Source organism: Marinobacterium iners DSM 11526 (assembly GCF_900107855.1).
Taxonomy (GTDB): Bacteria; Pseudomonadota; Gammaproteobacteria; order Pseudomonadales; family Balneatricaceae; genus Marinobacterium; species Marinobacterium iners.
Map to the genome: position 1 here is coordinate 1 of NZ_FNRJ01000028.1, position 26,699 is coordinate 26,699.

General features: G+C 54.1%; 23 protein-coding genes, 4 tRNA genes and 2 pseudogenes. 10 read left to right on the forward strand and 19 right to left on the reverse strand.

Annotation, left to right across the window (positions count from 1 at the left end; translation table 11 throughout):
- Window positions 1-113, forward strand: a pseudogene (locus BLV48_RS18850) (IS30 family transposase); the annotation flags it as partial.
- A gap of 77 nt (window positions 114-190) precedes the next feature.
- Here BLV48_RS18850 and BLV48_RS17675 read toward each other — a convergent pair.
- The 3 genes from BLV48_RS17675 to BLV48_RS17685 form a co-directional block, all read right to left on the reverse strand.
- Window positions 191-739: a hypothetical protein gene (locus tag BLV48_RS17675; RefSeq protein WP_091828113.1), complete on the reverse strand. Its 549-nt coding sequence runs from the start codon at window positions 737-739 to the stop codon at window positions 191-193.
- Window positions 740-921: 182 nt separating this feature from the next.
- Window positions 922-1,551, reverse strand: coding sequence for a tyrosine-type recombinase/integrase (locus BLV48_RS17680; protein WP_091828114.1), 630 nt, complete (start codon window positions 1,549-1,551; stop codon window positions 922-924).
- A gap of 303 nt (window positions 1,552-1,854) precedes the next feature.
- Window positions 1,855-2,988 (reverse strand): MFS transporter, encoded by a 1,134-nt coding sequence (locus tag BLV48_RS17685; protein ID WP_091828115.1) that lies wholly within the window; start codon window positions 2,986-2,988, stop codon window positions 1,855-1,857.
- A 108-nt stretch (window positions 2,989-3,096) separates the two neighbouring features.
- Between BLV48_RS17685 and BLV48_RS17690 the strand changes: the two genes are divergently transcribed.
- Window positions 3,097-3,864, forward strand: coding sequence for an AraC family transcriptional regulator (locus BLV48_RS17690; protein WP_091828116.1), 768 nt, complete (start codon window positions 3,097-3,099; stop codon window positions 3,862-3,864).
- 246 nt (window positions 3,865-4,110) lie between these two features.
- Here the strand turns inward: BLV48_RS17690 and BLV48_RS18855 are convergent.
- A pseudogene (locus BLV48_RS18855) lies at window positions 4,111-4,275 on the reverse strand (IS256 family transposase); the annotation flags it as partial.
- Between the two features lie 220 nt (window positions 4,276-4,495).
- Between BLV48_RS18855 and BLV48_RS17700 the strand changes: the two are divergent.
- The 4 genes from BLV48_RS17700 (at window position 4,496) to BLV48_RS17715 (ending at window position 8,041) form a co-directional block, all read left to right on the forward strand.
- Window positions 4,496-4,732: a hypothetical protein gene (locus BLV48_RS17700; protein WP_091828118.1), complete on the forward strand. Its 237-nt coding sequence runs from the start codon at window positions 4,496-4,498 to the stop codon at window positions 4,730-4,732.
- A 195-nt stretch (window positions 4,733-4,927) separates the two neighbouring features.
- Window positions 4,928-6,259, forward strand: coding sequence for an FAD-dependent oxidoreductase (locus BLV48_RS17705; RefSeq protein WP_091828119.1), 1,332 nt, complete (start codon window positions 4,928-4,930; stop codon window positions 6,257-6,259).
- Between the two features lie 9 nt (window positions 6,260-6,268).
- Window positions 6,269-6,583: a hypothetical protein gene (locus tag BLV48_RS17710; RefSeq protein WP_091828120.1), complete on the forward strand. Its 315-nt coding sequence runs from the start codon at window positions 6,269-6,271 to the stop codon at window positions 6,581-6,583.
- Window positions 6,584-6,760: 177 nt separating this feature from the next.
- Window positions 6,761-8,041 (forward strand): cryptochrome/photolyase family protein, encoded by a 1,281-nt coding sequence (locus tag BLV48_RS17715; RefSeq protein ID WP_254775087.1) that lies wholly within the window; start codon window positions 6,761-6,763, stop codon window positions 8,039-8,041.
- On the opposite strand, the gene BLV48_RS17720 is transcribed toward BLV48_RS17715, so the two are convergent.
- A complete protein-coding gene (locus tag BLV48_RS17720; RefSeq protein ID WP_091828121.1) occupies window positions 8,038-9,651 on the reverse strand; it encodes a response regulator in 1,614 nt (537 codons plus the stop codon). The genes BLV48_RS17715 and BLV48_RS17720 overlap by 4 nt on opposite strands.
- A 328-nt stretch (window positions 9,652-9,979) precedes the next feature.
- Here BLV48_RS17720 and BLV48_RS17725 point away from each other — a divergent pair, with 328 nt between their 5' ends.
- On the forward strand, window positions 9,980-10,912 hold the full coding sequence (locus BLV48_RS17725; protein WP_091828122.1) for a histone deacetylase family protein: 933 nt from the start codon (window positions 9,980-9,982) through the stop codon (window positions 10,910-10,912).
- 74 nt (window positions 10,913-10,986) lie between these two features.
- Here the strand turns inward: BLV48_RS17725 and BLV48_RS17730 are convergent, their stop codons facing one another.
- The 14 genes from BLV48_RS17730 to BLV48_RS17795 form a co-directional block, all read right to left on the reverse strand.
- Window positions 10,987-12,288: a sodium ion-translocating decarboxylase subunit beta gene (locus tag BLV48_RS17730; protein ID WP_091828123.1), complete on the reverse strand. Its 1,302-nt coding sequence runs from the start codon at window positions 12,286-12,288 to the stop codon at window positions 10,987-10,989.
- 11 nt (window positions 12,289-12,299) lie between these two features.
- A complete protein-coding gene (oadA, locus tag BLV48_RS17735) occupies window positions 12,300-14,084 on the reverse strand; it encodes a sodium-extruding oxaloacetate decarboxylase subunit alpha (RefSeq protein ID WP_091828124.1) in 1,785 nt (594 codons plus the stop codon).
- A 44-nt stretch (window positions 14,085-14,128) separates the two neighbouring features.
- Window positions 14,129-14,371, reverse strand: a complete 243-nt coding sequence (locus BLV48_RS17740; RefSeq protein WP_091828125.1) for an OadG family protein — start codon at window positions 14,369-14,371, stop codon at window positions 14,129-14,131.
- A gap of 349 nt (window positions 14,372-14,720) precedes the next feature.
- The gene (thiI, locus tag BLV48_RS17745) at window positions 14,721-16,181 is read right to left on the reverse strand and encodes a tRNA uracil 4-sulfurtransferase ThiI (RefSeq protein ID WP_091828126.1); all 1,461 of its coding nucleotides are present in this window, start codon (window positions 16,179-16,181) and stop codon (window positions 14,721-14,723) included.
- A gap of 65 nt (window positions 16,182-16,246) precedes the next feature.
- A tRNA-Arg gene (locus BLV48_RS17750) sits at window positions 16,247-16,323 on the reverse strand.
- A 21-nt stretch (window positions 16,324-16,344) separates the two neighbouring features.
- Window positions 16,345-16,421, reverse strand: a tRNA-Arg gene (locus tag BLV48_RS17755).
- Window positions 16,422-16,452: 31 nt separating this feature from the next.
- Window positions 16,453-16,529 (reverse strand) — tRNA-Arg (locus BLV48_RS17760).
- Between the two features lie 4 nt (window positions 16,530-16,533).
- Window positions 16,534-16,621, reverse strand: a tRNA-Ser gene (locus tag BLV48_RS17765).
- A gap of 64 nt (window positions 16,622-16,685) precedes the next feature.
- Window positions 16,686-16,874 carry a carbon storage regulator CsrA gene (gene csrA / locus BLV48_RS17770; protein ID WP_091828127.1) on the reverse strand — a complete coding sequence of 63 codons (189 nt, stop codon included), beginning with the start codon at window positions 16,872-16,874 and terminating at the stop codon, window positions 16,686-16,688.
- Between the two features lie 185 nt (window positions 16,875-17,059).
- Window positions 17,060-18,295 (reverse strand): aspartate kinase, encoded by a 1,236-nt coding sequence (locus tag BLV48_RS17775; RefSeq protein ID WP_091828132.1) that lies wholly within the window; start codon window positions 18,293-18,295, stop codon window positions 17,060-17,062.
- A gap of 59 nt (window positions 18,296-18,354) precedes the next feature.
- On the reverse strand, window positions 18,355-20,949 hold the full coding sequence (gene alaS, locus BLV48_RS17780; protein ID WP_091828133.1) for an alanine--tRNA ligase: 2,595 nt from the start codon (window positions 20,947-20,949) through the stop codon (window positions 18,355-18,357).
- Window positions 20,950-21,107: 158 nt separating this feature from the next.
- Complete coding sequence (locus BLV48_RS17785) at window positions 21,108-21,572, reverse strand: regulatory protein RecX (protein WP_091828128.1); 465 nt, start codon at window positions 21,570-21,572, stop codon at window positions 21,108-21,110.
- 70 nt (window positions 21,573-21,642) lie between these two features.
- The gene (gene recA / locus BLV48_RS17790; RefSeq protein ID WP_091828129.1) at window positions 21,643-22,686 is read right to left on the reverse strand and encodes a recombinase RecA; all 1,044 of its coding nucleotides are present in this window, start codon (window positions 22,684-22,686) and stop codon (window positions 21,643-21,645) included.
- 89 nt (window positions 22,687-22,775) lie between these two features.
- Window positions 22,776-23,312 (reverse strand): CinA family protein, encoded by a 537-nt coding sequence (locus BLV48_RS17795; RefSeq protein WP_309546614.1) that lies wholly within the window; start codon window positions 23,310-23,312, stop codon window positions 22,776-22,778.
- Window positions 23,313-23,368: 56 nt separating this feature from the next.
- On the opposite strand from BLV48_RS17795, the gene mutS reads away from it, so the two are divergent.
- From mutS to BLV48_RS17810, 3 genes are all read left to right on the forward strand, one after another.
- Window positions 23,369-25,969: a DNA mismatch repair protein MutS gene (mutS, locus tag BLV48_RS17800; RefSeq protein ID WP_091828130.1), complete on the forward strand. Its 2,601-nt coding sequence runs from the start codon at window positions 23,369-23,371 to the stop codon at window positions 25,967-25,969.
- A 56-nt stretch (window positions 25,970-26,025) separates the two neighbouring features.
- A complete protein-coding gene (gene fdxA, locus BLV48_RS17805) occupies window positions 26,026-26,349 on the forward strand; it encodes a ferredoxin FdxA (RefSeq protein WP_091828131.1) in 324 nt (107 codons plus the stop codon).
- Window positions 26,350-26,431: 82 nt separating this feature from the next.
- Window positions 26,432-26,699, forward strand: a 268-nt coding sequence (locus BLV48_RS17810) for a leucine zipper domain-containing protein (RefSeq protein ID WP_139253937.1), incomplete at its 3' end; no start/stop codon positions are given.

A 26,699-nucleotide genomic window follows, 5' to 3' on the forward strand; every position in this document is an offset into this window, starting at 1 on the left:
TCACCGGCGAGGATGTCCGCAAGGCAGAAAAACAGTTAAACCTGAGGCCTCGCAAATGCCTCGGGTTCAGGCAGCCCGAAATTGTATTCCAGGAATACCTTCAGGCTGCATAGGCGGGTGTCGCACTTCGGAGTTGAATTCGCGTAGGCCTCCAGTCCTTAGTATTTTTTATGTATATATTTAATAGCCATTAACCAAACCAACCTTCCCCAGTAGCTTCTTTATATACTGGGCTTGCATTTTTATTTGTAAAATCGATCAATATTTCAAGAATTTTCGAAGGTTCTGTTCCTTTAGACTTCTCGGAATCGTAAAGCTCTTTTCTGGCTGTTTTAAATATAGCCGCGTCTCGATTAAAAGCAGCTTCAAAATCCTGGGTAACCAAGCGCCCAGAAGTTGCGAGCCTATGAGGACCATTCAGGTTTTCGCGGATAGACTCCAAACTAACAAACATGGTTGTTACCGAGTTCACCATCATGTTTGACATTTCGTCCGCAAAAGAAGAGTCTAAATTCCCCTCGTTAATGAGTCTCTGTTGGGCCTCGGTCCTGGGTGGTATTTCGTTCAGAGTGGAAGCATTCTCCACAAAGGTCTTTCCAGCACTGGAAATAGTCACTTGATCCGCATATTTTTCCACACTGGCACCCGTGGCGGGCAATACATTGCCGCTTTGCTTACCACCTACGGATGATTGAATGTCATTGTAGGTCAATACGTTATAGCCGGGCTGAATGATCATATCGCGCTCCTTGCAAGTAATCTTAACGTTTACGAAGCACAATCCATGCCAGAATCCTTACGGATAAAGGAAATACCGTGAATTCGCTGAGTCGCTTTTTTACTAACTAATCTCTCCCTTTTATCTTCAGCTTCTACTGTCTGAAAGGGCCAGCAAGCACTGACCCTCTCCATGCCCGCACCTCAGACATCAGTTTGCTCAGCCAAAGCAAGGGCGTCATCCAACTCAACGCCCAAATAGCGGACAGTGCTATCCAGCTTCGAATGACCGAGTAGTAGCTGGACTGCCCTCAGGTCATGTGTACGCCTGTATATCAGAGTGGGTTTGGTTCTTCTCATCGTGTGTGTGCCGTAGTCACAGACATCCAAACCAACACTTGTAACCCACTGATCAACGATGCGGGCATACTGTCGTGTAGTCAGAGGGCGGTTGGGAACGACCCTAATGGGGAACAGAAAGTCATTGCTTATTAGCCGTTTTTGGCCGATCCAGTCGCGTAGAGACTTCCGGGTCTCCTCCGTGATTTCGAACTGTACTGGTTTACTTGTTTTCTTTTGGATGATGATGGCTCTACTCTGGATCATTGTACCGTGGCTGATATCTTTGACTTTGAGATTCATCAAGTCACAACCACGCAGCTTACTATCGATCGTGAGGTTGAACATCGCCAGGTCTCGGGTTTTGCCGGAAAGTTCAAGACGTATCCGAATGCCCCAAATCTCTTTAAATTTCAGAGGGCGCTTTTGGCCTAACAGTTTACCCTTGTTCCAGGGTGGGTTCAGATGCTCTGCATCAATACCGTTTTCGATCATTGTTCTATCCTCTTCAGCTAGGGAGGATAAGTATTGATCAGGCCGTAGGGCTTCGCCGAAGCGCACGTTTTACCACTGGATACTTGCCGAAGTGTAAGGAAGCCTCTTTCCGCATATGGCAGAGGCCGGCGGCAGGCATAAAGTGGCTAAAGTGCTGCTTTTATGCCTGATCTACTAGCTAATTGTTGACACCCTTTCACACCATGTGAACTACCGTCCAGGGAGATGTGCATTGATACAGTTGATAACGGCAAATGTCTTATGGATTGAACCTATCCACGACGTATTTGAACACCAGTGTACTCATTCACATTTTGACCGTGCTATTCCAAACGCCAGAGCCGCAACTATTGCACAGAATATAAGGACTAGATCTAGTCGCTGGCTAACGCCAGCAGCAACTAGGCCTATTCCGAGAAGTACGTAGTAGAGCAGACTCAAAATGGCACCAGCTGTGCCTAGTTGGCCTGTATAGTTGCGTAAGGCGTTGGCTAGGATATTCGGGATTGCAATCGCATAGGCCAAGGAAACGAATACCATACCAATGAGGAAGGCTTGGCTGGTGCTAAGTAGAGCCAGAAGGCACGCCCCAAATGACAGCAGCATGACTCCGATTTTGATTAACTTTCTAGTGCTTATTCTTTTTTGAAGTAATAGGGAGTTTAGGGCCGCACCTAAAAGAGAGGCCGCAGCCAACAAAAACCCACTCTCACCGAATTCAAACCAACGGGTTTCCAGCCGTTCGAACAGGAAGGGAGCAAGCTGGTAATACCCAAATATAGCGAGGTTGAAAACCGCGATTAGCAACGCATTTCGCCAGACTTCGCCATCCGATAGCATATCTCTGAAAGTTGGAATAAATAGTGCAGATGCAGTTTCGGTCGGCCTTGTTTCGGGCCAAAAAGCAAGGCTCAGGGAGAGAAGCGTGATTGCAAGCAAACCAAGTCCTGCGAACATCCCTTTGTGGCCCGCATAGGCGGCGATCTCTTGACCAAGAAGCATGCCGATGGCTGGGCTAACTGCCAGAGCAACTCCGAGTACCGAGAATACACGTGCAAGGTCAGGTGCTGGATAGCTGTCGCGTAGTGCTGTTTGTGTGATGATCGAACCAACTGCCGCACCAAACGCCGAAATAAATCGGGCGAGCATAAGTTGCTCAAAATCTCCGGCTGTCATAGCCCACCCAGAGCCAAGTACGAAAATTGCTAACCCGGCAAGTAATGTGGGACGCCGGCCAGCAAGGTCGCTGAGCCGCCCCCAAAACACGACCCCTAATGCAAAAGCGATAAACCATAGTGATAGTGTCTGCCCAGCTTCTTCGGGGGTAACACGATACGCTGACGCAATGAGTGGTAGGGATGGGCTATAGATCGTTTCCACGATCTGAGGAAAGCTTAGAAGGAAAATTACAAGCGCGAAGGGGGGACGACGGAACATGATAGTACTCGGATGTTGTTTGTTTCCGAGACTCTATCGAGTTGATGCCATGACGTTCGTAAATATAATGACAATAAACATAGAAAATAAGACAAGGTTTAATATTCTATGGCTTGGTTGGTACCTTCGGTCCCCTTTGATGTCGATGAACTCACGCAGCCTGTCGTTGGCATTGCTTCGCGCCTAGTGCAGCATGATTCAGGTTGGCACAGCCATGGTCGGGGGCAGCTCCTTTTTACTTTTGCCGGCTCGCTTCGGATCAGGCTTCCTAACGCGACCTCAATCCTTCCACCGATCCGGGTGGCATGGATCCCGCCAGGAACGCCTCATCAAGTGACGATTCGTAGTGAAGTCGAATATCGATCAATCTATATCGATGGAACTAACATCACTTCACCTTTCGCAGGAGCAGCTATCGTAACAATGACTCCTCTGCTGCGAGAGGTGTTCGAACGTATTAGTTTGCAGCCTTTCGATACCGACTGGTCAGAGGGGAGTGCCCGCAATTTACTAGCCGTCTGCCTGGATGAACTCGCAACGGCGCGACATGAGCCCATGTTTTTAAAAGTTCCATCCGATCCACGTCTCTCAAGTCTGGCCCTCGAAGAGCTCCCACCAGAGTTGAAGATCCTGTCACTTCAGACAGGGGCAAGCGCCCGAACGATCACCCGAATATTTCGTCGTGAGACAGGGATGACTTACCAGGCATGGCGACAAAACTGGCGCCTGTTGAGAGCCGTGGGCTTGCTTGCCTCGGGCCATAGTGTCACTTATGTGGCATTCGAGCTCGGGTTCGCCAGCGATAGCGCCTTCATTGCTTTCTTCCGGCAGCTTACAGGCGAAACCCCAAGACGATATATCCATGGTGAGAAGTAAATTTTGATAACGATCACCATGAATTCACACGGTCATTCTTTATTGGCTCCGCAGACCCGGAAAAGGTTTTAGCCGGTTAGCGTTACGGAGACATGCTGCCTACTTTCTAACGCACGATGCTCCCCACAGTCTCAGGTCCGCTTTGGGCCAACGTCGGTCGAAACGTTTGATCCTCCAACTCGTCTACCTTGGGTCGGACAAGACTTTTATCGAGGGTGTTCAAAATTCTGTGTCAGCCAACCAGCCTTATAGGCTGATGTGATGTTCCAAGCGCCCTGGGAAGTGGATGGCCATCTGTGACAGCGTCAAGTTCCAGTTCTGCACGGGGTGCGTCCAGCGCTCAGAGGCCTTGAGTATACCGGCATAGAGCAGCTTGAGTAAGCTGTTCTCATTGGCGAAGCCGCCCCCAGTTGCAGAGGAATCCACAGCGGCTGAAACACCCCACCCCGACCGATAATCACTGCTGACATAGCTGCTAGCCCATGATTCTGTACTTATATACAGTATAATATCGCTCACCGGAGAGCTGTCCAGTGAAGATTCACTCACTTGTCATAACACCCTCTTGTGCAGCGCAGCAGACGTCACTATAATACTAATGTCTAACACACAAAGCTTGGGGAGTGTTGTTATGAAATTTAATCAATACACCGGTATTCCAAATGATGATCGCCGCATCCAGCAGGAGCTGATCGCCATGGGATATGCAGATCAGCCCTACAAGGCGGAGTCCGGCGCACTGTCGAAGCTGCTGTCTCAGACCGCAGAGTTTCTGACCTGGATGCGCTGGAAGGGTGAAGTTGGCGTATACGGGTGCCGTATCGGGGCAGACGCTGCCCGCCGGGTGGAGGCAGTAACGGCTGCCTGATCCTGACACTTCGGTGTTTTTCCTTATCTGTTGTTTGTTGTTATTCCATCCGCTCCGGCTTGCCTGGGCGGATTTTTTTTGCCCGTCTATACTGAATTGACCTGCGACAGTATGCCGCAGGTTGTCAAAGCGCTACGTTGTGTATACTTTATAAGTAATATACTTATTATTAAAAGTAATAACGGAGGCGCAACCATGCACCCCTTTAAGGCTTCAGTACCTCAAAATCCCGGACGCCGCCGAATTCTGCAGATGGGGGCAGGCGCAACCGCTCTGTCTGCTCTGCCCTTCGGCTCAGCCTTTGCTCGTCAGGGCAGCAATGCACGCATCGTCATTCTTGGTGCTGGAGCTGCAGGCACCGCCATTGCCAATCGCCTCAACAACTCGCTTTCAGGCGCCAAAATCACCATCGCAGGTGAACGTCAACAACACCTGTACCAGCCCGGTTACACCTTGATCGCGTCAGGCCTCTGGCCCACTGATAAGGTCGCAACCAGTACCGCTGAATGGCTGCCATCCGGTGTCAGCTGGATTCCTTCTGATGTCAGCGAGTTCATGCCAGACCAACGCAAGGTCAAACTGACAAATGGTCAGGTACTGGAATATGACCTGCTGGTCATCGCCACTGGCTGCCAGTTGAACTACACCGATATTGAGGGCATGAGTACTGACCTTATCGGCCAAAAGGGTATCGGTAGCGTCTACGCCAGCCCTGCTGCGGCCAGTGCCACCAACACCCAGATCGAGTCACTGATCAGCAAAGGGTCGGGACGCGCCATTTTTACCCTCAGCAATACCGCCATCAAATGTGCTGGCGCCCCACTGAAAATGACGTTTACCACCCTGTCACGACTGGAGGATACCGGCAAGCGTGACCAATTCCAGGTGGACTTCTTTACTCCATTCCAGAACCGCGTGTTTTCAGTACCTGTATACAACGATTTCGTGCTGAACCGCTGGCAGGAGCAACAGGTCGGCCTCCACGATCAGCGCACGCTGCTCGGTATTGATGCGAGCAGCAAAACTGCATTGTTCTCGTCAGCAGATGGCCAGACAAAACGGGAATCGTATGACTTTATCCATGTCGTTCCTCCAATGAGCGCACCGGATGCAGTACGCCAGAGTGAACTGGCCTGGCAGGAAGGACCCATGGCCAATCAGTGGCTTGAGATTGACCAGTACAATCTGCAACACCGCCGCTACCCCGAGATTTTCGGTGTCGGCGATGTTATCGGCACTCCCTTCGGCAAAACGGCCGCCAGTGTGAAGAAACAGGCTCCCGTAGCAGAGGCAAATATTCTGTCCTATCTGGCGGGCCAGCCCCTGCTGGCGAAGTATGACGGCTACACCTCCTGCCCACTGATCACTTCAATTGGCCGTGCCGTGCTGGCCGAGTTCGGTTATGGCGGCAAACTGATGCCATCCTTCCCCTTCATCAGCCCGACCGAAGAGTCCTGGGCGGTGTGGGTAATGAAGGAAAAAATGCTGCAGCCGGCGTATTACGCCATGCTCAACGGACAGGTGTAGGAGGCAACAATGACTTTTGAAGGCGTCATCACGATTATTCTTTACTCGCTCAAGCCTTACTGGTGGTTATTGGTGCTTCTGCTGGTACCGCTGGTACTGACTCAGCTGTCAGGCTGGAAAAAGCATGGACCAAGACCCGGCTTCCTATACTTGCTGTGTGTCGTTGTAGGCATTGGAGCTGCACTGGTGGCCCCCGCACTGACAATGTCAAAACTGAGCTATGTTGCGACAACAACCGATTGGCTGTCGCTGCTGGCCGTTGCTGTCGGGGCAGCCATTTACTGCTTCCTTCTGCTCAGCCCGGTACTGCGCCGAGCTTCCTGAAAACGATCAGCTTGAAACCTGAAACTACCCGGAATCCATCCGGGTAGTTTCTGCGTACCCCAGACTGAATAATTGTCGATGAGGTATGCATGTCCCCCCCTGCCTGCGCCTGATTCTGGGCGACCAGTTAACATCTCCAGCCTCAGGGATATGGCCCCTGAGCAGGATATGATTCTGATGTGTGAACTGGCCACCGAAGCCACCTATGTTCACCACCACAAGCAGAAGCTGGTATTGGTGCTGTCTGCCATGCGTCACTTTGCCCGTGAGTTGCGCCAGCAGGGCTTCAAGGTGCATTACGTTACGCTGGATGCACAGGACAACAGCGGCAGCTTCTTCAGCGAAATTGAATCCGTACTGGCTCGCTCAGGCTGCCAACATGTAGTACTGACGGAACCGGCCGAGTATCGCCTTCAGGACCAGTTCCGACATTGGCAGCAGCAACACCCGCAATGGCAGATTGATATTTGCGAGGATGATCGTTTTCTTTGTAGCCATGGCAGCTTCCGACGCTGGGCTCAAGACCGCAAACAGCTGCGAATGGAATATTTCTATCGCCAGTTACGCCAGGAATACGGCATTTTGATGGAACAGGGCCAACCGGCTGGCGGGCAATGGAATTTCGACCGGGAAAACCGCAAGCCGCTGCCGGCCAATAAAGTCATGCCGACACAACCTCAGTTCATGCCTGATGAGATCACGCTGGATGTCATCAAACTTGTTGAAAGTCGCTTCGGGCAGCACTTCGGGTCTCTTGAGTCGTTCCACCATGCCGTCACACGGGAACAGGCCCTGCTGCAACTATCACATTTTCTGGACAGCTCACTCCCCCTGTTTGGCGACTACCAGGATGCCATGCGTCAAGACGAGCCCTGGCTGTACCACTCTTTGCTCAGCACCAGCATCAACCTGGGATTGCTCAATCCACTGGAAGTGATTCAGGCGGCACAGGAGCGATGGCAGCAGGGGCAGGCTCCCTTGAATGCCGTTGAAGGTTTCATTCGCCAGATTATGGGTTGGCGTGAGTATGTTCGGGGCTTGTACTGGCTATATATGCCCGAATATGCCAGCCGCAATTACCTGAATGCCTACCGCTCGTTGCCCTCGTTTTTCTGGAGTGCCGACACCGATTTGAACTGTTTGCAGCAGTGCATTTCACAAACACGTGACTACGCCTACGCACACCATATTCAGCGTTTGATGGTGATCGGCAATTTCGCTCTGCTCGCCGGGCTTGACCCAGAGCAGGTCAGCCGCTGGTATCTGGAAGTCTATGCCGATGCCTGCCCATTCAACTGCCTGTATTGGGACTTTATGGCGAGGCATGAGTCATTGCTGAGCCAAAATCCGCGACTTGGACTGACCTACCGGCAGCTGCACAAAATGGATGAAGAGCAACAACAGGTGCTGCAGCAAAGTGCCCGTATATTTCTGAAGTCACTCGATCAGACAGACTAGCGCAGCAGCACCCCTAGAGAGCCTTCCGGCAGTTCGGACAACGGCATGCGCCGGAAAGTTTTCAATTGGCTTTGGCGCAGTTTTTCCACCGCTTCAAGTGGCAGGCGGTCTGTCAGACGCAGGTAGCGATCCACCATTTTGAGGCGCTCGTCTCGTTTGGCTTCCTGATCGCGCGCGATCTCAAGAAACAGCTGTGCCAGATTAAGCAAGGCCGGCACATTGCCGGGATCATATTCGATGGCAAGACCAAAATAGCGGATCGCCTGAGATCCCTTGCCGGCCAGGTAGTGTTTGACCCCAAGCCGATTGACCTTGTCGCTCATCTCCGGGTCTCGACGAACCTGACGAGGCGCCTCTCTGGCCGAATCGTGCTCTGGTTCCGGTTCCAGCACAGGTACCGGATCGCCCGACAGGGTCAGACGCTCGCGTTCAAGCTGCAAAGGCTGACTGAGAGCAGCATTTCGGCGCTGGGCCTCCTCACTCAACCGCCGAGCCTCTTCCTGATCGCCTATATCCTCGCTTGCTTGAGCCCGCAACAGGGCTGTTCTGACCTTCAGCGCAGGATCCTTGGAAAAGTTGTATTCGGCATTGTTCAGAATGGAGTCCATATCATTGCGCAGCTCGATCTGGCGCCGCGAATCTGCACTTTTCATTTCGAGCCGCCTGATGTTCGCCAACCGCAGGTAGGGCTCCGGTGAGCGGTAGCAGCTGCGCCGACCCAACACGATCGATTTTCGGTAAGCACCTTCGGCCAGTTCAAGCACACGAGTCTGGGTCGCAACCCGCCCCAGCTCCATCTGCCGAGGAATACCCAGCGGAGCCTTGGCGGTCGCAACTTTAAGTGTCTCTCGCGCCTGTTCCAGATCACCGTTCTTTTCATGCACTTGAGCGCGCAGATCATATGCCGCGATCAGCAGTGGATAACTCTCGATCAAACTGTCGAGTAAATCTCCTGCTTCACTCAGCCTCTGCATTCCGATTAATGCCTGCGCCATGCACAGCCCCGTATCCTTGTCGGGATCTTGCCAGAAAATCGGTTCGAGCACCTCATAGGCCTCATCCGCTCGACCCAGCTGAGTCAAGAGGTTGGCTTTGATACGACGTGCATAGTCAATGTTGGGATCATGCCGAGGGATGTCATCGCAGGCCAGGACAGCACCCTCAAGGTCGCCCACCTCAATCGACTGCTCTACCGGCTTCAGCACCTGTTTGCGCAGCACCAGCTGATCGAGCCGACTCTTGAGCTCATCAATGGAAAAAGGGCGTGTCAGCAGGTCATCAGGCCGACTGTCGATGGCGTGAAGCACCACCTCCTGTGAGGCATCACTGGTCATGAAGATCCAGCCAGCTGTAGGACGGATATAACCGAGAAAGCGAGCTTCCTCAAGCAGCTGCATACCCGTCACGGCGTCACTGCTGTTATGACCAAGCAGGATAATATCGAATTGTTCCTCCTCGATCAGCTGCAACACTTTTTCGTTCACGGTGGTTGCTTTCAGGTTTCTGACGCCGAGCTCACGCAGCATGTAGTAGATCGTAGAGCGCAGGTTACCGCTGCTGTCGATCAGCAAAACGTTCTTGTCAGAGTAATCTACCTTGCGTGAAGCCACCGTGGCCTATCCACCCTATGCCAAACACTGTGTACCGACACACAAGGGCCGGCAATCAGCAATGAGTATACAGGGCATGGGCACACGCAAGAAGTATTCACGCAATGAGGAGGGGGATAAAAAAACACCGAGCGTTGGGTGAGAACACTCGGTGCAGAAGACAGTTCTATGCTGTGTGGACACTATAAAGAACCTGATGATGGCACGGCATGACATCGATCAATAGTTGGGTTAACCGCAGGATAAAGACCGTCTTAAGACCAAGGCCTAAGCCTCTCGGGACGCCTTTTCCTCTAGAATGTTGACAGTAGAGGAGTATGCTAAAGCCATGACAACAGCATTTATCACCCACAAGGACTGCATGCTGCACAATATGGGACCGGAACACCCGGAGAGTCCCATGCGGCTGGTTGCCATTGACAAGGTACTGCAACGCACCGGGTTGCTGGATCAGCTGGATCAGCTGACCGCTGTTGAGGTAACTGAAGAGCAGATATTACTCGCACACCACCACCTGCACCAGAAGCGGCTGGAAATGAAAGTGCCGGACTCGGGCGTGGTCTATACCGATGACGATACGGCCCTGTGTCCAGATTCTCTGAAGGCGGCAAGCCTGGCTGCCGGTGGCGTCATTCTTGCGACCAATCGCGTCCTGAGCGGTAAGGCCGAAAACGCATTTTGTGCGGTCCGCCCGCCGGGCCATCACGCCGAATACAATCTGGCCATGGGCTTCTGCTTCTATAACAACATTGCCATCGGCGCTGCCCACGCACTGCAGCAAGCAGGCATAGAACGAGTGGCCATTCTCGATTTCGACGTACATCACTGCAACGGTACTGTCGATATTTTCAAAGACCGCCCGGAAGTGCTGGTCTGTTCGACGTTCCAGCACCCCTACTACCCGGAGCGCTATCACGAAATCGATCGAGCCAACATCATCAACTGCCCAATACCGGCTCACAGCGATCCAAGTCTGTTTCATGATGCCATTGAAAAGTGCTGGCTGCCGGCACTTGAGGCGCACAAGCCCGACATGATCTTTATCTCGGCAGGCTTTGATGCCCACAAGGAAGACCCGATGGCAGACCTGAATCTGGATGAAGAGGATTACCGCTGGGTCACTCAGAAAATAAAAGCGTTTGCCGACCGCCACTGTCAGGGCCGAATCGTGTCTGTCCTTGAGGGCGGATATAACCCGGTGCCGCTAGCCTTCAGTGTACAGGCACACTTGGAAGTACTGGCCGGATTTTCAGAAGGCTGACGCCAGACACGACACTCGCACAAACAAAAAAGGCTGCCGATAGGCAGCCTTTTTTGGTATGTCACAGACAATTGTCAGCCGACAAACTTGATCATCACACCTGCCGCAACCGCCGAGCCGATAACACCGGCCACGTTCGGCCCCATGGCGTGCATCAGAAGGAAGTTCTGCGGGTTGGCTTCGAGGCCAAGCTTGTTGGAAACACGCGCCGCCATCGGCACCGCCGAGACGCCGGCAGAACCGATCAACGGATTGATGGCATTGCCGCCCTGCAGCTTGTTCATCAGCTTGGCCATCAACACACCCGCTGCCGTACCGATACCGAAGGCCACGATACCCAACACCAGAATACCCAGCGTCTGCATATCCAGGAATTTGTCAGCCGACAGTTTGGAGCCAACAGACAGACCCAGGAAGATGGTCACGATGTTTATCAGAGCGTTTTGCGCAGTATCGCTCAGACGATCAACCACGCCACACTCACGCATCAGGTTACCGAAGCAGAACATACCCAACAGTGGTGCAGCATCCGGCAGCAGCAACGCGACCAGAATCAGCAGCAGAATCGGGAACAGAATCTTCTCGGTCTTGGATACATGACGCAGCTGGCTCATGCTGATCTTGCGCTCGGCCTCAGTGGTCAACGCACGCATGATTGGCGGCTGGATCATCGGTACCAATGCCATGTAGGAGTATGCCGCGACCGCAATGGCGCCCAGCAAGTGGGGCGACAACATGCTGGCAACATAGATCGCAGTCGGGCCGTCAGCGCCACCAATGATACCGATGGCCGCCGCATCCTGAATGCTGAAGTCCATAATGCCGAAGGCACTCAGGGCAACAGCACCCAGAACGGTTGCAAAGATGCCGAACTGCGCGGCAGCACCCAGAAAGAGTGTGCGCGGATTTGCCAGCAGCGGACCGAAGTCGGTCATGGCACCAACACCCATGAAAATCAGCAGCGGTGCCGCACCCGATGCAATTGCGATGCTGTAAAAGTTGTACAACATGCCATTGCTATAACCGGCATCCTGGGCAACCAGACTCGCAGCCGCATGAACGCTTGCATTGGAGCTGTGATACGCCTCAGTGATCGCGTGTGGATCGTTACCGGCCACACCCAGCACGGAAGCAAGCTCACTCAGCACATGCGGTTTGGCAAAGTGAATTGCGTTCTCGACCGCCGAGAATGCCATACCGGCTTCTGGAATATTCGCCAGAATGCCGCCGAAGCCGATCGGAACCAGCAGGAGCGGCTCAAAGTTCTTGCGGATCGCAAGATAGAGCAGCACCAGGCCGATGACTATCATCGTCAGCTGACCAACAGAGATATTGTATATCCCCGAGGCCTGCCAGAGTTCAATCAGGTTATCCATGCGGTACCACCTCAGGCCAGAGTCAGCAGGGAATCACCGACCTGAACGGCATCACCCTCTTTGACATCAACTGACACAACGGTACCGGCACGCGCAGCACGTACTTCGGTTTCCATCTTCATCGCTTCCAGGATCACCAGCACGTCGCCTTCCTGAACCGCCTGACCGGCAGCTACCTGAACTTTCCAGATGTTACCTGCCAGCGGTGCTGGAACCGGCTCACCTGAACCGGCAGCGGGAGCAGCTGCAGGAGCCGCTGCAGCGGGAGCAGCCGAAACGGAAGAGATGTCACCGCCTTCGGTAACCTGAACAACATAATTCTGGCCGTTGACGTTGATGGTATAAACTTCGGGACCGTTGTTTTTCTTGGCTGCCATGGGTTGTGCGTCCTCAAGCGTGGGTACAGGTTCAAAGGCGTCAGGGTTGCCGCGGTTTTCAAGGAATTTCAGACCGATCTGAGGGAACAGTGCATAGGTGAGTACGTCATCAATTTCGTGCTCGCCCTGCTCCAGCTTGATCCCCTTGTCGGTAGCAATCTGCTTCAGTTCGGTGGTCAGCTTGTCCATTTCCGACTCAAGCATATCGGCCGGACGGCAGGTAATTGCTTCCTTGCCATCAAGTACACGGGCCTGCAATTCGGCATTGTAAGGCGCTGGTGCAGCACCGTACTCGCCTTTCAGAATCCCCTGCACTTCCTTGGAGATGGTCTTGTAGCGCTCACCCATGAGTACGTTGATTACCGCCTGAGTACCCACGATCTGGGAAGTCGGAGTCACCAGCGGAATGTAGCCGAGATCTTCACGTACACGCGGGATTTCGGCCAGTACTTCGTCAAACTTGTCTGCTGCGCCCTGCTCCTTGAGCTGGCTTTCCATGTTGGTCAGCATGCCGCCCGGCACCTGAGCCACCAGAATGCGTGAATCGGTACCACGCAGTGAACCTTCGAATTTGGCATACTTTTTCCGTACTTCACGGAAGTAGGCTGCAATTTCTTCCAGTGCCAGCAGATCCAGACCGGTATCACGATCCGTACCGGCCAATGCGGCAACAACTGACTCGGTGGCCGTATGGCCATAAGTCATGGACATGGAAGAGATCGCTGTATCAACCCGATCAACGCCAGCTTCAACCGCCTTAAGGATGGTCATGTCTGACAGACCGGCTGTCGCATGCGCGTGGAACTGAACTTCAAGGCCGGTCTGGGCCTTGAGACGAGAGATCAGATCAAAGGCATTGTACGGTGTCAGAATGCCGGACATGTCCTTGATCGCGATGGAGTCCGCGCCCAGGTCTTCAAGTGTCTTGGCATAATCAACCCACATCTCGATGGTGTGCACCGGGCTGGTGGTGTAGGAGATGGTACCCTGAGCATGCTTGCCACAATTTTTGACCGCCTTGATGGCGCGATCAAGATTGCGAGGGTCATTCATTGCATCAAAGATACGGAACACATCAACGCCATTAGTGGCAGCACGCTCAACAAACTTGTCGACTACGTCATCAGCATAATGGCGGTATCCCAGCAGGTTCTGACCGCGTAGCAACATCTGCTGGCGCGTGTTGGGCATGGCGGCCTTGAGCTCGCGAATGCGTGTCCAAGGGTCTTCACCCAAATAACGGATACAGGAGTCGAAAGTAGCACCACCCCAGCTTTCCAGGGACCAGTAACCAATCTTGTCCAGCTTCTCGGCAATCGGAAGCATGTCGTCGAGTCGCATGCGAGTGGCAAACAGAGACTGATGCGCATCACGCAGGACGACGTCGGTAATGCCTAGCGGTTTTTTTACGTCGGACATGAGTTAGCCTTTATCTATCAGAGGTTCTTGTTCTTTGACCCGACTCACTTGGAGCGGTACTTGTGTACCGCTGCGGTAAGGACAGCGATCAGCTCATCATTGTTGCCGGTCTGCACGCCAGCAGCCTGGGGGCGTGCTTTGACGACCTTGGGCGCAGGTTCAGGCAGATAACGGCCTATCAGCCGGGACATGATGCTGGTAATAAACACCAGTAGCGTCAGAAAGACGAAGACGAAACCCATGCCGAAGACCATCAATGTGAGGCCTTCCGAGAACAGATTATCCATCTGTGGGTGCTCCTGTTGTAATTCGAAACCCTTTGGCCTGCCGGCGGCTTTTGGCCGCGCCCGGCTCACTGGGTTAGCAGAGCCAGAACGACAGACAGATGCTCAGACGGCATGCACCTGAACGTTCAGACTATCAGGTACACATGCACAATCAACCTGAGCTATTCTAACTCAGACCCCGGGGGCCATTGCAAGATTGTCGACAATCTGTAATTTTTTTACAGAAACAGGCCTTTAGAGCACTTGGCGCGACAATAATGTCGACATAAGTCTTTTTATGTCACGTTTAGGGGAACAATACCTATTAGCCTTTTGGCTAATTTACAGACAGGATGCAGAAAAAAGCCACTCAATGAGTGGCTGGACGGTAGACTTTGACGTTGTTGTGGCCCTGTTCGCGCAAATGCTGCGCATGCATCTGCGACATTACACCCTTGTCGCAATACAACAGGTACTCACGCTCCGTTTCCAGATTCGGGAATTCACTTTCCAGCTTGTAGAAAGGGATAATACGAATATCACAGCCAGGCATGTTGAGCGGCTTGCGCTCCTGCTCGCGCGGGGGACGGATATCAACCAGCGTCTGATTCGGTTCGACTCGCGTCATCGCCTCAATCTCGGCATTGATGTCACGATTTTCTACGATTTCGTCAATACTGATCATCTCGGCCTGCTCCAACGCCCGGTCAAGAGTATCAAAATCGAATTCCGCCTCTTCGCGCTCAATCCGATCGCGCTTGGCATGGGTTGTAGGCTTGTCAGAAATCACACCACAGTACTCAGGCATGGCACTGGCAAAATCAAACGCACCGATCTGGCGCGAGATTTCAATAATGTCCGGCTTGTCCATGGTCACAAGAGGACGCAGCACCAGATGCTCGCAGCTTTCATCAATCAGGCGCAGGTTCGGCAATGTCTGGCTGGACACCTGAGCCACACTCTCACCGGTCACGATGGCATTCAGCTCCATTCGGTCAGCGACCCGGTCAGCGGCGCGCATCATCATGCGCTTGAGCACCACACCCATATGCGAGTGATGAACAGATTGCAGAATTTCACCTACCACCTCCTCGAACGGAACCGTGATGAACTTAACCCGTGCCGATGCGCCATAGCGCTTCCACAGATACAGCGCTACCTGCTTGACGCCGATTTCATGGGCATAGCCACCCAGATTGAAGAACAGGAAGTGCGTTTTGCTGCCGCGGCGCATGGTCATGTATGACGCCACAACCGAGTCAAAACCACCCGAAATCAGCGACAGTACATCTTCCTGAGTCCCCAGTGGATAGCCTCCCAGCCCCTGATGAATGGCCGTAACGACAAACAGGGTCTCGTTGCGCACTTCCAGATCGACCCAAACCTCTGGGTTACGAACATCAACCCCAGCCGCATCGGTATGCTGGCGCAACCCGCCGCCGACATAGCGCTCCAGTTCAACCGAGGTAAAGTCATGATCACCACTGCGCCGCACTCGCACCTTGAAGGTTTTGCCGCGCAGGCGCTCTGCATAGGCATCACGTGTCAACTGAAAGACCTGATCGAAGTCCTCCAGGGGGTACTCCTGCACCTCCACGATCGACTGAATGCCCGGCACTCGCTGCATCTCATCAACCAGACGCGCACTCAACTCGATATCCTGACCCGGAAAACTGATCTCCACCTTGTCCCAGTGACCACTGACCTTGACGCGCTCATCGACACGCTGCAGCAGGATTTGAAGATTGGTTTGCAGGCGCTGAATCAAGCGACGGCGAACAGGACGACTCTTGATCGTAATCTCGGGAAAAAGCTTGGCAATGAATTTCATGAGTGTTCCGGAATCTGTGATTCGGGTCGGGTAACCAGGTTGATCGGGAAGGGGTAAAAAACGGATGGCGCGCCCGAGAGGATTCGAACCTCTGACCGCCTGGTTCGTAGCCAGGTACTCTATCCAGCTGAGCTACGGGCGCATACCGATGGGGAAGAAAAGATGGCGCGCCCGAGAGGATTCGAACCTCTGACCGCCTGGTTCGTAGCCAGGTACTCTATCCAGCTGAGCTACGGGCGCACACATGTTTTTCTAAAGCATTGTTGAGTAATGGCGCGCCCGAGAGGATTCGAACCTCTGACCGCCTGGTTCGTAGCCAGGTACTCTATCCAGCTGAGCTACGGGCGCACAATGGCGGTGAGTGAGGGATTCGAACCCTCGATACCTTGCGGTATACGCCCTTAGCAGGGGCGCGCCTTCAGCCACTCGGCCAACTCACCTCGTCAACAACGGCGCATATGTTACAAGACTGATTTTAAAAAGAAAAGGAATATTTTGAAAAACTTATTCCTGATCAGGCTCTTGTGACTTTTCACGCTGAATACGCTGATAGATCTCTTCGCGATGAACGGAGACATCCTTGGGTGCATTAACACCAATACGTACCTGATTGCCTTTTACACCAAGCACAGTAACAGTGACATCGTCACCTACCATGAGGGTTTCGCCTACGCGGCGGGTTAGAATCAGCATTGTGGCTCTCCTTAGTTTAGTCCTGGGGTGCTGAGTTCCGGTTTTTCTGAAACGAGCACAGCCCCTTCCACCTTATATGTCCTTAGACCATCCAGGTATCATGGCGACGCTGGCCGTTTCAGGCCTTGGGGGCCTGCAGCCGTTACTATAGAACAGATGCAGGCCGCCGTCATCTGATACTGTCGTTACTCGCGGACTGTATCAGAAGAGTCCAGATCGAACGCCGAGTGCAACGCCCGTACTGCCAGCTCCAGATATTTTTCGGCGATCACTACTGATACCTTGATCTCAGACGTTGAGATCATCTGGATGTTGATATTTTCACCTGCAAGTGCATCAAACATCTTGCTGGCCACCCCCGCATGGGAGCGCATTCCAACACCTACGATCGATACCTTCGCGATCTTATTGTCTCCGACACATTCGCGGGCGCCAAGTTCCTGCACAACCTGCTCAAGCACCTGCTGTGCTTTATCATAGTCGTTTCTGTGCACTGTAAAGGTAAAATCGGTGGTCTGATCAGCACCAATGTTCTGCACGATCATGTCCACTTCGATATTGGCACGGCTGATTGGCCCCAGTATCCGGGACGCAACGCCCGGAATATCAGGCACACCAACGACAGTCAACTTGGCTTCGTCACGATTGAACGCTATACCCGAGATAACCGGCTTTTCCACAGTTTCATCATCCTCTATCGTAATCAGTGTACCGGGACCATCCTGAAAGCTGGATAACACCCGCAGCGGCACCTTGTACTTGCCGGCAAACTCAACGGAACGAATCTGCAACACCTTGGAACCAAGGCTGGCCATTTCCAGCATCTCTTCAAAGGTGATTTTCTCCAGTCGACGCGCACCTTCGACCACACGCGGGTCGGTGGTATAGACACCGTCCACATCCGTATAGATTTGGCACTCATCCGCTTTCAACGCTGCTGCCAGTGCAACGCCCGTCGTGTCGGAACCACCACGCCCCAGAGTCGTAATATTGCCCTCAGGATCAACACCCTGAAACCCTGCCACAACCACAACTCGCCCCTGGTCCAGATCAGACCGTATACGGTCTGTCTCGATATCCTGGATGCGGGCCTTGGTGTGATATTGGTCAGTCAGAATGCGTACCTGACTTCCCGTGTAGGAACGGGCGTCCACGCCACGGGCTTTCAGCGCCATGCACAGCAGTGCAATGGTCACCTGTTCACCGGTAGACACAAGTGTATCCATTTCACGCGGATCAGGACGCTCCTGGATCTCGCTGGCCAGCGCAATCAGTCGGTTGGTTTCACCGCTCATTGCGGATACAACAACAACCACGTCATGCCCCTGCTGACGAAAGCCCTTGACCTTTTCGGCCACCGCTTCGATGCGCTCCACAGAGCCGACCGAAGTGCCGCCGTATTTCTGTACGTATAACGCCATTTCAGTGTTTCCATCCGGCTGCCGGTGCATTGAACACCGGCAGGCGCCTGTATTTTCAGTTACAGGCTTGCCGCAACCAGTTCGGGCACCGCCTGCAGCGCAGCGGGAACAGCACTTACATCGGTGCCTCCACCCTGCGCCATGTCTGGGCGCCCGCCCCCCTTACCACCCAGCCGTGAGGCCAGCTCACGCACCAGGTCACCTGCCTTGATCTGACCGGTCAGATCCTTGGTCACCCCGGCTATCAGGCTGACCTTGTCATCCTGTGCAGTCAGCAGAACCACGACACCGCTGCCCAGTTTGTTCTTAAGCTGATCAAGTGTGTCGCGCAACGCCTTGGGCTCAACACCTTCCAGCTTCGCAGCCAGCACCTTGATACCGTTTACGTCCTGTACCTGGCTAAGCAGATCACCACTTTGAGCACTGGCAAGCTTGGCTGCCAGACGCTCAAGCTCTTTCTCCAGTTGACGTGCGCGTTCGTTCAGACCGCGCACTTTTTCCAGCGCGTTCTCACGCGAACCCTTCAGCAGGGCCGCGATTTCGCCAAGTGCCTGTTCGTTGCTGTTAACCCAATTCAGCGCCTGAACCCCGGTGACGGCCTCAATACGGCGCACACCCGAGGCAATACCGCTCTCAGCGACGATTTTAAGCAAACCGATATCACCGGTGCGACGGGCATGAGTGCCGCCACACAGTTCTACCGAGAAGCCTTCGCCCATGGTCAGAACACGGACATCGTCGTCATACTTTTCACCAAACAGAGCCATGGCCCCCCGGGCCTTGGCAGCTTCCAGCTGCATCAGCTCGGTTTCAACCGCCGAATTGGCACGAATCTGGTCGTTGACCAGGGTTTCAACCGTCTGGATCTGCTCGGCTGTCATCGCCTCAAAATGGGCAAAGTCGAAGCGCAGACGCTCTGCATTCACCAGAGAGCCCTTCTGCTGCACATGATCACCCAACACCCTGCGCAGGGCGGCATGCAACAGGTGTGTTGCTGAATGATTCAGCGCCGTTGCCTGACGCTTGGCCATGTCAACTTCTGTTACAACCTGATCACCAACCTGCAGCACACCTTCGCCAAGCTGACCATGGTGCAGGTGGTGACCGCTTTCTTTGGTACAGTCGCGGACAGTGAACTGGCCACGATCCCAGCGCAACACACCCTGATCACCCGCCTGACCACCGGATTCGGCATAAAAGCTGGTATTTTTCAGAACCACTACGCCGCTCTCGCCCGCGGAAAGCTGATTCACTTCCTCGCCCTCGCGGAACAGCGCGATTACCTCAGAGCGGTCTTCAAGGCTGTCATAGCCGTTGAACGCCGTGCTGCCCTCCAGCTTGATCTGTTCGTTGTAGTCGACCGAAAACTGGCCTGAGGCACGAGCACGCTCGCGCTGAGCATCCATTTCACGCTCGAAACTTTCCATATCGATACTCAGATCATGCTCACGCGCCACATCAGCTGTCAGGTCAACCGGGAAGCCGTAGGTATCGTACAGACGGAAAACGGTTTCACCCGGGATCACATTGCCTTCGAGGCCGCTGATCGCCTGCTCAAGCAGTTGCATGCCATGCTCAAGGGTCTTGGCAAACTGCTGCTCTTCCTTCAGAAGGATACGTTCAACCTGGTCCTGCAGCTTGGCCAGCTCGGGATAGGCCTCGCCCATCTCCTTGACCAGAGGCGCTACAAGCTTATGGAAAAACGGCTCTTTTGCACCCAGTTTATTACCGTGGCGGATGGCACGACGCATAATGCGGCGCAGCACATAGCCGCGACCTTCGTTGGACGGCAACACACCATCGGTAATCAAAAAAGCGCATGAACGGATATGGTCTGCGATCACGCGCAGGGATTTGCTGTCGGTATCATCCAGACGAAGCACTTTGGCGGTAGCAGCGAGCAGATTGCGGAACAGATCAATCTCGTAGTTGCTGTGCACGTTCTGCATTACCGCAGCAACACGCTCAAGCCCCATGCCAGTATCGATGCTCGGACGCGCCAGCGGCTCCATGCTGCCATCCGCAGAGCGGTTGTACTGCATGAACACCAGGTTCCAGATCTCTATATAACGGTCACCGTCTTCATCCGGGCTGCCCGGAGGACCACCAGCCACATCAGGGCCATGGTCGAAGAAGATTTCCGTGCAGGGACCACAGGGGCCGGTATCACCCATGGCCCAGAAGTTGTCTTCATCCAGTTTTGAGAAGCGCTCGGGGTTAACCCCCATCTCCTCTTTCCAGATGTTCTCGGCTTCATCGTCGGTATAATGAACCGTTACCCACAGGCGCTCTTCCGGCAGCCCCAAGCGCTTGGTCAGAAATTCCCAGGCAAAACGAATCGCTTCGCGCTTGAAATAATCACCGAAGCTGAAGTTGCCCAACATTTCAAAAAAAGTGTGGTGACGCGCTGTATAACCAACATTTTCAAGGTCGTTATGCTTGCCACCTGCACGCACACAGCGCTGTGAAGTCGTGGCACGGGAGTAGGGACGCTTGTCAGAGCCGAGGAACACATCCTTGAACTGAACCATACCCGCATTGGTGAACAGCAGTGTAGGGTCATTACCCGGAATCAGCGGACTCGAGGCAATGATTTCATGCCCCTGCTGGTTAAAGTAGTCAAGAAATGCCTGGCGGATTTCCGCACTTGTCATGTAGTTCATATAAGGTCCGTTGCGTCTGTACTGGTTGGCACGACAGGACCGCCCGCCCAGTTGCAGGAACGGCGGTCATATGTACGCAAAAATAGCGGACAAGTATATAACGCGAACAAAAAATGTACGATAGCTTTTCTGCCCTGCAACGCCTGAATTTACTCACTTCCTTCACACTTTATCGCGCGTTTGGCATCATCGAACGAGAATCCACGATTGACCAGAAAACGCATGCGGCGTGCATACTCTTTTGGATCAGCGGGTGGCTGATCACCAAAACGTCTCTGACAGCACTCCAACGCCTGTTGATAACTGTCTGGAGACTCATCTTCCAGTGCCTGCTCGATAAGTTCGGGCCCCAGCCCTTTTTGACGCAGTTCCTGCCTGATCCGCATGGCACCGTAGCCCGAGCCAAAACGGCTGCGGGTAAAAACATGCGCAAAGCGCTCATCACTCTGATATCCATCTGCCACAAACTGATCCAGTACTTGCCGTAACAGTTCAGCATTTTCACAGCGACGCCCCAGCTTTTGCTCCATTTCGGCACGGCTGTACTCTCGCCGCCCCAGCAGCGCAAATGCTGCATTGCGCAGCTCAGCTTCAGTTTCCAGTAACCTGGCCATGATAAGACTCCATAACGACAACAGGGGCCACAAAGGCCCCTGTTGTTAAATCATCTGCCGTATGCCTGAATCAGAGATCCAGCTGACCGGCTTCTTCCGACTGTTCCTGTGCAGCCTTTGGCTGAGGCACACTCAGAAGCTGAGCACGGATTTCCGCTTCGATTTCCTGCGCGATGTCCGGATGCTCTTCCAGGTATTTGGCGGCATTGGCTTTACCCTGACCGATTTTGTCACCCTTGTAGGCATACCAGGCACCAGACTTGTCCACCAGTCCCTGCTGTACACCCAAGTCAATCACTTCACCCATATGGTAGATGCCCTGACCGTACAGTATCTGGAATTCAGCCTGGCGGAAGGGTGGTGACACCTTGTTTTTTACAACCTTGACGCGGGTTTCGTTACCGGTAATTTCATCGCCCTGCTTCACCGCACCGATACGACGAATGTCCAAGCGCACGGAGGCATAGAACTTGAGTGCATTCCCCCCGGTTGTGGTCTCGGGGTTACCAAACATTACACCGATTTTCATACGAATCTGGTTGATAAATACCAGCAGGCAGTTGGACTGTTTTACACTGCCGGTCAGCTTACGCAGTGCCTGAGACATCAGGCGCGCCTGTAGTCCGACATGGGAATCGCCCATTTCACCTTCAATTTCGGCCTTGGGTACCAGTGCCGCAACCGAGTCCACAATGATCACATCGACCGCCCCAGAACGTGTCAACATGTCGGTAATTTCCAGCGCCTGCTCACCGGTATCCGGCTGGGAGACCAGCAGGGCATCCACGTCGACACCCAGTTTTTCGGCATAGTTCGGATCCAATGCATGTTCGGCATCCACAAATGCACACACCTTACCCTGCTTCTGGGCTTCGGCTATAACCTGCAGCGTCAGTGTGGTTTTACCTGAAGATTCCGGACCATAAATCTCAACCACGCGGCCAAAGGGCAGACCGCCTATACCAAGAGCGATATCCAACCCCAGTGAACCGGTTGAGACCGCAGGAATCGCTTCACGCGGCTGATCGCCCATGCGCATAACTGCGCCCTTGCCGAATTGACGTTCAATCTGCGACAGTGCCGCATCCAGCGCTTTCTTTCTGTTAGCGTCCATCGGTAAACCTTTTTAGCCGGGTGGTTAAAATACTGTATGTCTGAACAGTATTATTTCACAACCTGAGCAGAATGCAACCACTCAATGCCTCACTGTGGCAGGTAAGCCAAAATCCCTTCCAGGGCCTGCTCCACTGCCTGCTGACGAATTGCATCGCGATCGCCATTGAAAAAACTCAGACAGGTTACTGTGGGGTGACCCGTAATGGCCCACGCCAGCCAGACAGTGCCCACCGGACGATCTTCGGTGCCACCTTCAGGGCCGGCGATGCCGCTGATGGCGACAGCAATATCGGCTTCGCTGTTGTGCAAAGCACCTTCGGCCATCTGCGCTACCACCGACTCACTCACAGCACCGTTGCGTTCAAGCACGTCGAGATCCACACCCAGCATTTTTTGCTTCGCCGTATTGGAGTAGGACACGAAACCGCAGTCAAACCAGCCTGAACTGCCGGGCACAGCTGTCACCGCCTGTGCCACCCACCCTCCGGTACAGGACTCGGCCGTCGCCAGTTTGATACCTTTCTGCAACAGTGTTTCACCTACCTTTTGTGCAAGGTTTTTCATCAATCCAACTCCAAGCGGGCGACTACGCAGGCCGCCACGATTCACGTACAATCCTGACATTAAAACCCCGCACGGTGATCGATTCAATCCCCGGACAACAGGACGACCCAAACAGCATGTCAGTGGCAGCACCGAACACCCAACATACTCCCATGATGCAGCAATATTTACGCATTAAGGCTCAGCACCCGGGCCAGCTGATGTTTTACCGCATGGGTGACTTCTATGAACTGTTCTATGACGACGCCAAAAAGGCTGCCCAACTGCTCGATATTTCGCTGACGGCACGGGGCAAATCGGCCGGTGAGCCGATTCCGATGGCAGGCATCCCCTATCACTCGGCTGAGGGTTATATTGCCCGCATCGTCAAGGCGGGTGAGTCGGTGGTGATCTGTGAACAGGTAGGCGACCCTGCCACCAGCAAAGGGCCTGTCAAACGCGAAGTTGTTCGCATTGTGACCCCCGGCACATTGAGTGACGAAGCACTGCTGGATGAGCATCAGGACAATATCCTGATGGCGATCAGCACACAGGGTGAACAATTTGGGCTGGCAATGGTGGATATCAGCTCGGGGCGCTTCAGCCTGTTTGAAATAGAGGGACATAATGCCCTGCAGGCGGAGCTGGAACGGCTGCGCCCTGCCGAACTGCTCTACCCGGACGACTCCGGTCTGCCGCAGCTGCTTGGCAAGCGTCCCGGCAGTCATGGCCGCCCGCCCTGGGAGTTTGAGCCTGACACCGCTCGACGTCTGCTGTGTGATCAGTTCAATACCCGTGATCTGAGCGGCTTCGGCTGTGACCATCTGCCCCTGGCGATCAGCGCAGCCGGATGCCTGCTGCAGTATGCGCGTGATACGCAGCGCAGCACACTGCCCCATATCCGCCGTATTCAGGTAGAGCAGCATGACGAAGCCGTAATTCTGGATGCAGCAACACGGCGCAACCTTGAGCTGGATCTGAACCTGTCAGGCGGTCGCAGCAATACGCTGGCCTCGGTATTGGACAAGTGCCGTACGCCGATGGGCAGCCGCCTGTTACGCCGGTGGTTGCACCGTCCGCTGCGTGACCGCGTCACACTGGAGGGACGTCAGGATGCGATTCGTTGGCTGATTGAGCCAGGCCGCAGTGAGGATATCAGTGAGCAGCTGCGCTTGATCGGTGACATGGAGCGTATTCTGTCCCGTGTCGCCCTGCGCTCTGCCCGCCCACGAGATCTGGAACGCCTGCGCAACGCACTGGCTTCACTTCCAGATCTTCAGCTATTGGTCCAGCCCGCTGATGCACCCTTGATCAAGCAGCTCGCCAGCTCAATTGCCACCTTCCCTCAGATGACCGAATTGCTGCAACGCGCAGTCATTGATGGTCCGCCGGTCGTAATCCGCGACGGCGGTGTGATTGCCACCGGTTACGACGCCGAGCTGGACGAGCTGCGCGGCCTCAGTGAAAACGCCGGCGATTATCTGCTGCAGCTGGAACAGCGCGAGCGTGCACGCACCGATATCGCCACACTCAAGGTGGGGTATAACCGGGTGCATGGTTACTATATCGAAGTGACCAAGGCACAGGCGATCGACATGCCGGCAGACTACATCCGCCGCCAGACACTGAAAAATGCCGAGCGCTTCATCACGCCGGAACTGAAAGAGTTTGAGGACAAGGCTCTGAGCGCCAAAAGCAAGGCTCTGGCACGGGAAAAAGCACTCTATGATGAATTGATTGAAACGCTGGCAGCCGAACTCGGGCCTTTGCAGGAATCCGCCTCGGCACTGGCTCAACTGGATGTGCTGAGCACTCTGGCCGACCGTGCCGCCGCCCTTGAATACCAGCGGCCGCAGCTGGTTGAGGAGCCCTGCATTCGTATCGAGGGCGGCCGTCATCCGGTGGTCGAGGCGGTGCTGGACACTCCGTTTGTAGCCAATGACCTGGAGCTTCACCCAGAACGGCGAATGCTGATCATCACCGGCCCCAACATGGGCGGCAAGTCCACCTACATGCGTCAGGCTGCACTGATCACGCTGCTGGCACATATTGGCAGCTACGTACCGGCTCAGGCTGCCCGAATCGGAATTGTCGACCGGATTTTTACCCGCATGGGCTCTTCGGACGACCTGGCTGGCGGACGCTCTACCTTCATGGTCGAAATGACCGAAACCGCCAACATTTTGCACAATGCCACCGAGCGCAGCCTGGTGCTGATGGACGAGGTAGGCCGGGGCACCAGCACTTTTGATGGCCTGTCACTGGCCTGGTCCTGTGCTGAATATCTCGCCCGTGAAGTTAATGCCTTCACCCTGTTTGCCACCCACTATTTTGAGCTGACCACTCTGCCGGAGCAGGCATCTGGCGTTGATAACGTGCATCTGACCGCCGTCGAGCACAATGATCACATTGTATTCATGCACGAAGTACAGCAGGGCCCGGCCAGCCAGAGCTATGGCCTGCAGGTTGCTCAGCTGGCCGGCATTCCGGCACAGGTCATCCGTCAGGCTCGTGACAAGCTGGTACTGCTGGAGCAGGACAGCCGCAGCAGCGCCTGCCAACCGGCCCGAAATCCCGAGCCACCTGCAACAAGCCAGAACGGCCCGGTTCAGAACGACCTGTTTGTGACCGCAGCCCCCTCTGCTGCCGAGCTGCAGCTGCGCGAGCTGCAACCGGATGAGCTGACACCTCGTCAGGCACTTGAGGCACTTTACAACCTCAAGCAGCTGCTGCAATGAGACAAACAACGCTGGGGCACTATACTGCAAACAGAATGATCAACCGGAGCTGATCCATGACCTATATCGTGACCGAGAACTGCATCCGCTGTAAGTACACGGACTGTGTCGAGGTATGTCCCGTGGATTGTTTCTACGAAGGACCAAACTTTCTGGTGATTCACCCGGACGAGTGCATCGACTGCGGACTGTGTGAGCCGGAGTGCCCAGCCGACGCTATTCTGCACGAGGATGACCTGAGCGATGCGCAGGAAATTTACTTTCAGCTGAACACGGAGCTGTCCGAAATATGGCCCAATATCAATCAGCGCAAGGCGCCACTGACTGATGCGGACAAATGGAATGGTGAGCCGGACAAGCTCCAGTATCTGGAGCGCTAGCTGTGGGTGCTAAGGAGGTTGTTCACGCCGGTTAAGTTCGAGATGCTGGTTATCGCCAAACAAACAGCACAGAACAACCGACATGAACAACCCCCATAAGAATGCACGAACCACGCCCCATATTCGAGCCCTGATCGTTGATCGCGCCATACGTCAGCAACAATCCATCAAAGATATCGCCCACACGTTCGGCATCAGTAGGCGCACGGTGTATAAGTGGCTTGCTCGCTATCGAGAGGCTGGTGACGCTGGTCTTGAGTCAGCATCCAGCCGCCCCCACGCCTCACCGAGGCAGATGCCGAAACAGTGGGTTGAGCTGATTCAGAAGATGCGCCTGACACTCAAGTGGA

Excerpts from the sequence above, each read along its gene's own strand:
- BLV48_RS17675 (WP_091828113.1), bottom strand. The coding sequence starts at position 739 with ATGATCATTCAGCCCGGCTATAACGTATTGACCTACAATGACATTCAA.
- BLV48_RS17680 (WP_091828114.1), bottom strand. The coding sequence starts at position 1,551 with ATGATCGAAAACGGTATTGATGCAGAGCATCTGAACCCACCCTGGAAC.
- BLV48_RS17685 (WP_091828115.1), bottom strand. The coding sequence starts at position 2,988 with ATGTTCCGTCGTCCCCCCTTCGCGCTTGTAATTTTCCTTCTAAGCTTT.
- BLV48_RS17690 (WP_091828116.1), top strand. The coding sequence starts at position 3,097 with ATGGCTTGGTTGGTACCTTCGGTCCCCTTTGATGTCGATGAACTCACG.
- BLV48_RS17700 (WP_091828118.1), top strand. The coding sequence starts at position 4,496 with ATGAAATTTAATCAATACACCGGTATTCCAAATGATGATCGCCGCATC.
- BLV48_RS17705 (WP_091828119.1), top strand. The coding sequence starts at position 4,928 with ATGCACCCCTTTAAGGCTTCAGTACCTCAAAATCCCGGACGCCGCCGA.
- BLV48_RS17710 (WP_091828120.1), top strand. The coding sequence starts at position 6,269 with ATGACTTTTGAAGGCGTCATCACGATTATTCTTTACTCGCTCAAGCCT.
- BLV48_RS17715 (WP_254775087.1), top strand. The coding sequence starts at position 6,761 with ATGTGTGAACTGGCCACCGAAGCCACCTATGTTCACCACCACAAGCAG.
- BLV48_RS17725 (WP_091828122.1), top strand. The coding sequence starts at position 9,980 with ATGACAACAGCATTTATCACCCACAAGGACTGCATGCTGCACAATATG.
- BLV48_RS17730 (WP_091828123.1), bottom strand. The coding sequence starts at position 12,288 with ATGGATAACCTGATTGAACTCTGGCAGGCCTCGGGGATATACAATATC.
- oadA (WP_091828124.1), bottom strand. The coding sequence starts at position 14,084 with ATGTCCGACGTAAAAAAACCGCTAGGCATTACCGACGTCGTCCTGCGT.
- BLV48_RS17740 (WP_091828125.1), bottom strand. The coding sequence starts at position 14,371 with ATGGATAATCTGTTCTCGGAAGGCCTCACATTGATGGTCTTCGGCATG.
- thiI (WP_091828126.1), bottom strand. The coding sequence starts at position 16,181 with ATGAAATTCATTGCCAAGCTTTTTCCCGAGATTACGATCAAGAGTCGT.
- csrA (WP_091828127.1), bottom strand. The coding sequence starts at position 16,874 with ATGCTGATTCTAACCCGCCGCGTAGGCGAAACCCTCATGGTAGGTGAC.
- BLV48_RS17775 (WP_091828132.1), bottom strand. The coding sequence starts at position 18,295 with ATGGCGTTATACGTACAGAAATACGGCGGCACTTCGGTCGGCTCTGTG.
- alaS (WP_091828133.1), bottom strand. The coding sequence starts at position 20,949 with ATGACAAGTGCGGAAATCCGCCAGGCATTTCTTGACTACTTTAACCAG.
- BLV48_RS17785 (WP_091828128.1), bottom strand. The coding sequence starts at position 21,572 with ATGGCCAGGTTACTGGAAACTGAAGCTGAGCTGCGCAATGCAGCATTT.
- recA (WP_091828129.1), bottom strand. The coding sequence starts at position 22,686 with ATGGACGCTAACAGAAAGAAAGCGCTGGATGCGGCACTGTCGCAGATT.
- BLV48_RS17795 (WP_309546614.1), bottom strand. The coding sequence starts at position 23,312 with ATGTCAGGATTGTACGTGAATCGTGGCGGCCTGCGTAGTCGCCCGCTT.
- mutS (WP_091828130.1), top strand. The coding sequence starts at position 23,369 with ATGTCAGTGGCAGCACCGAACACCCAACATACTCCCATGATGCAGCAA.
- fdxA (WP_091828131.1), top strand. The coding sequence starts at position 26,026 with ATGACCTATATCGTGACCGAGAACTGCATCCGCTGTAAGTACACGGAC.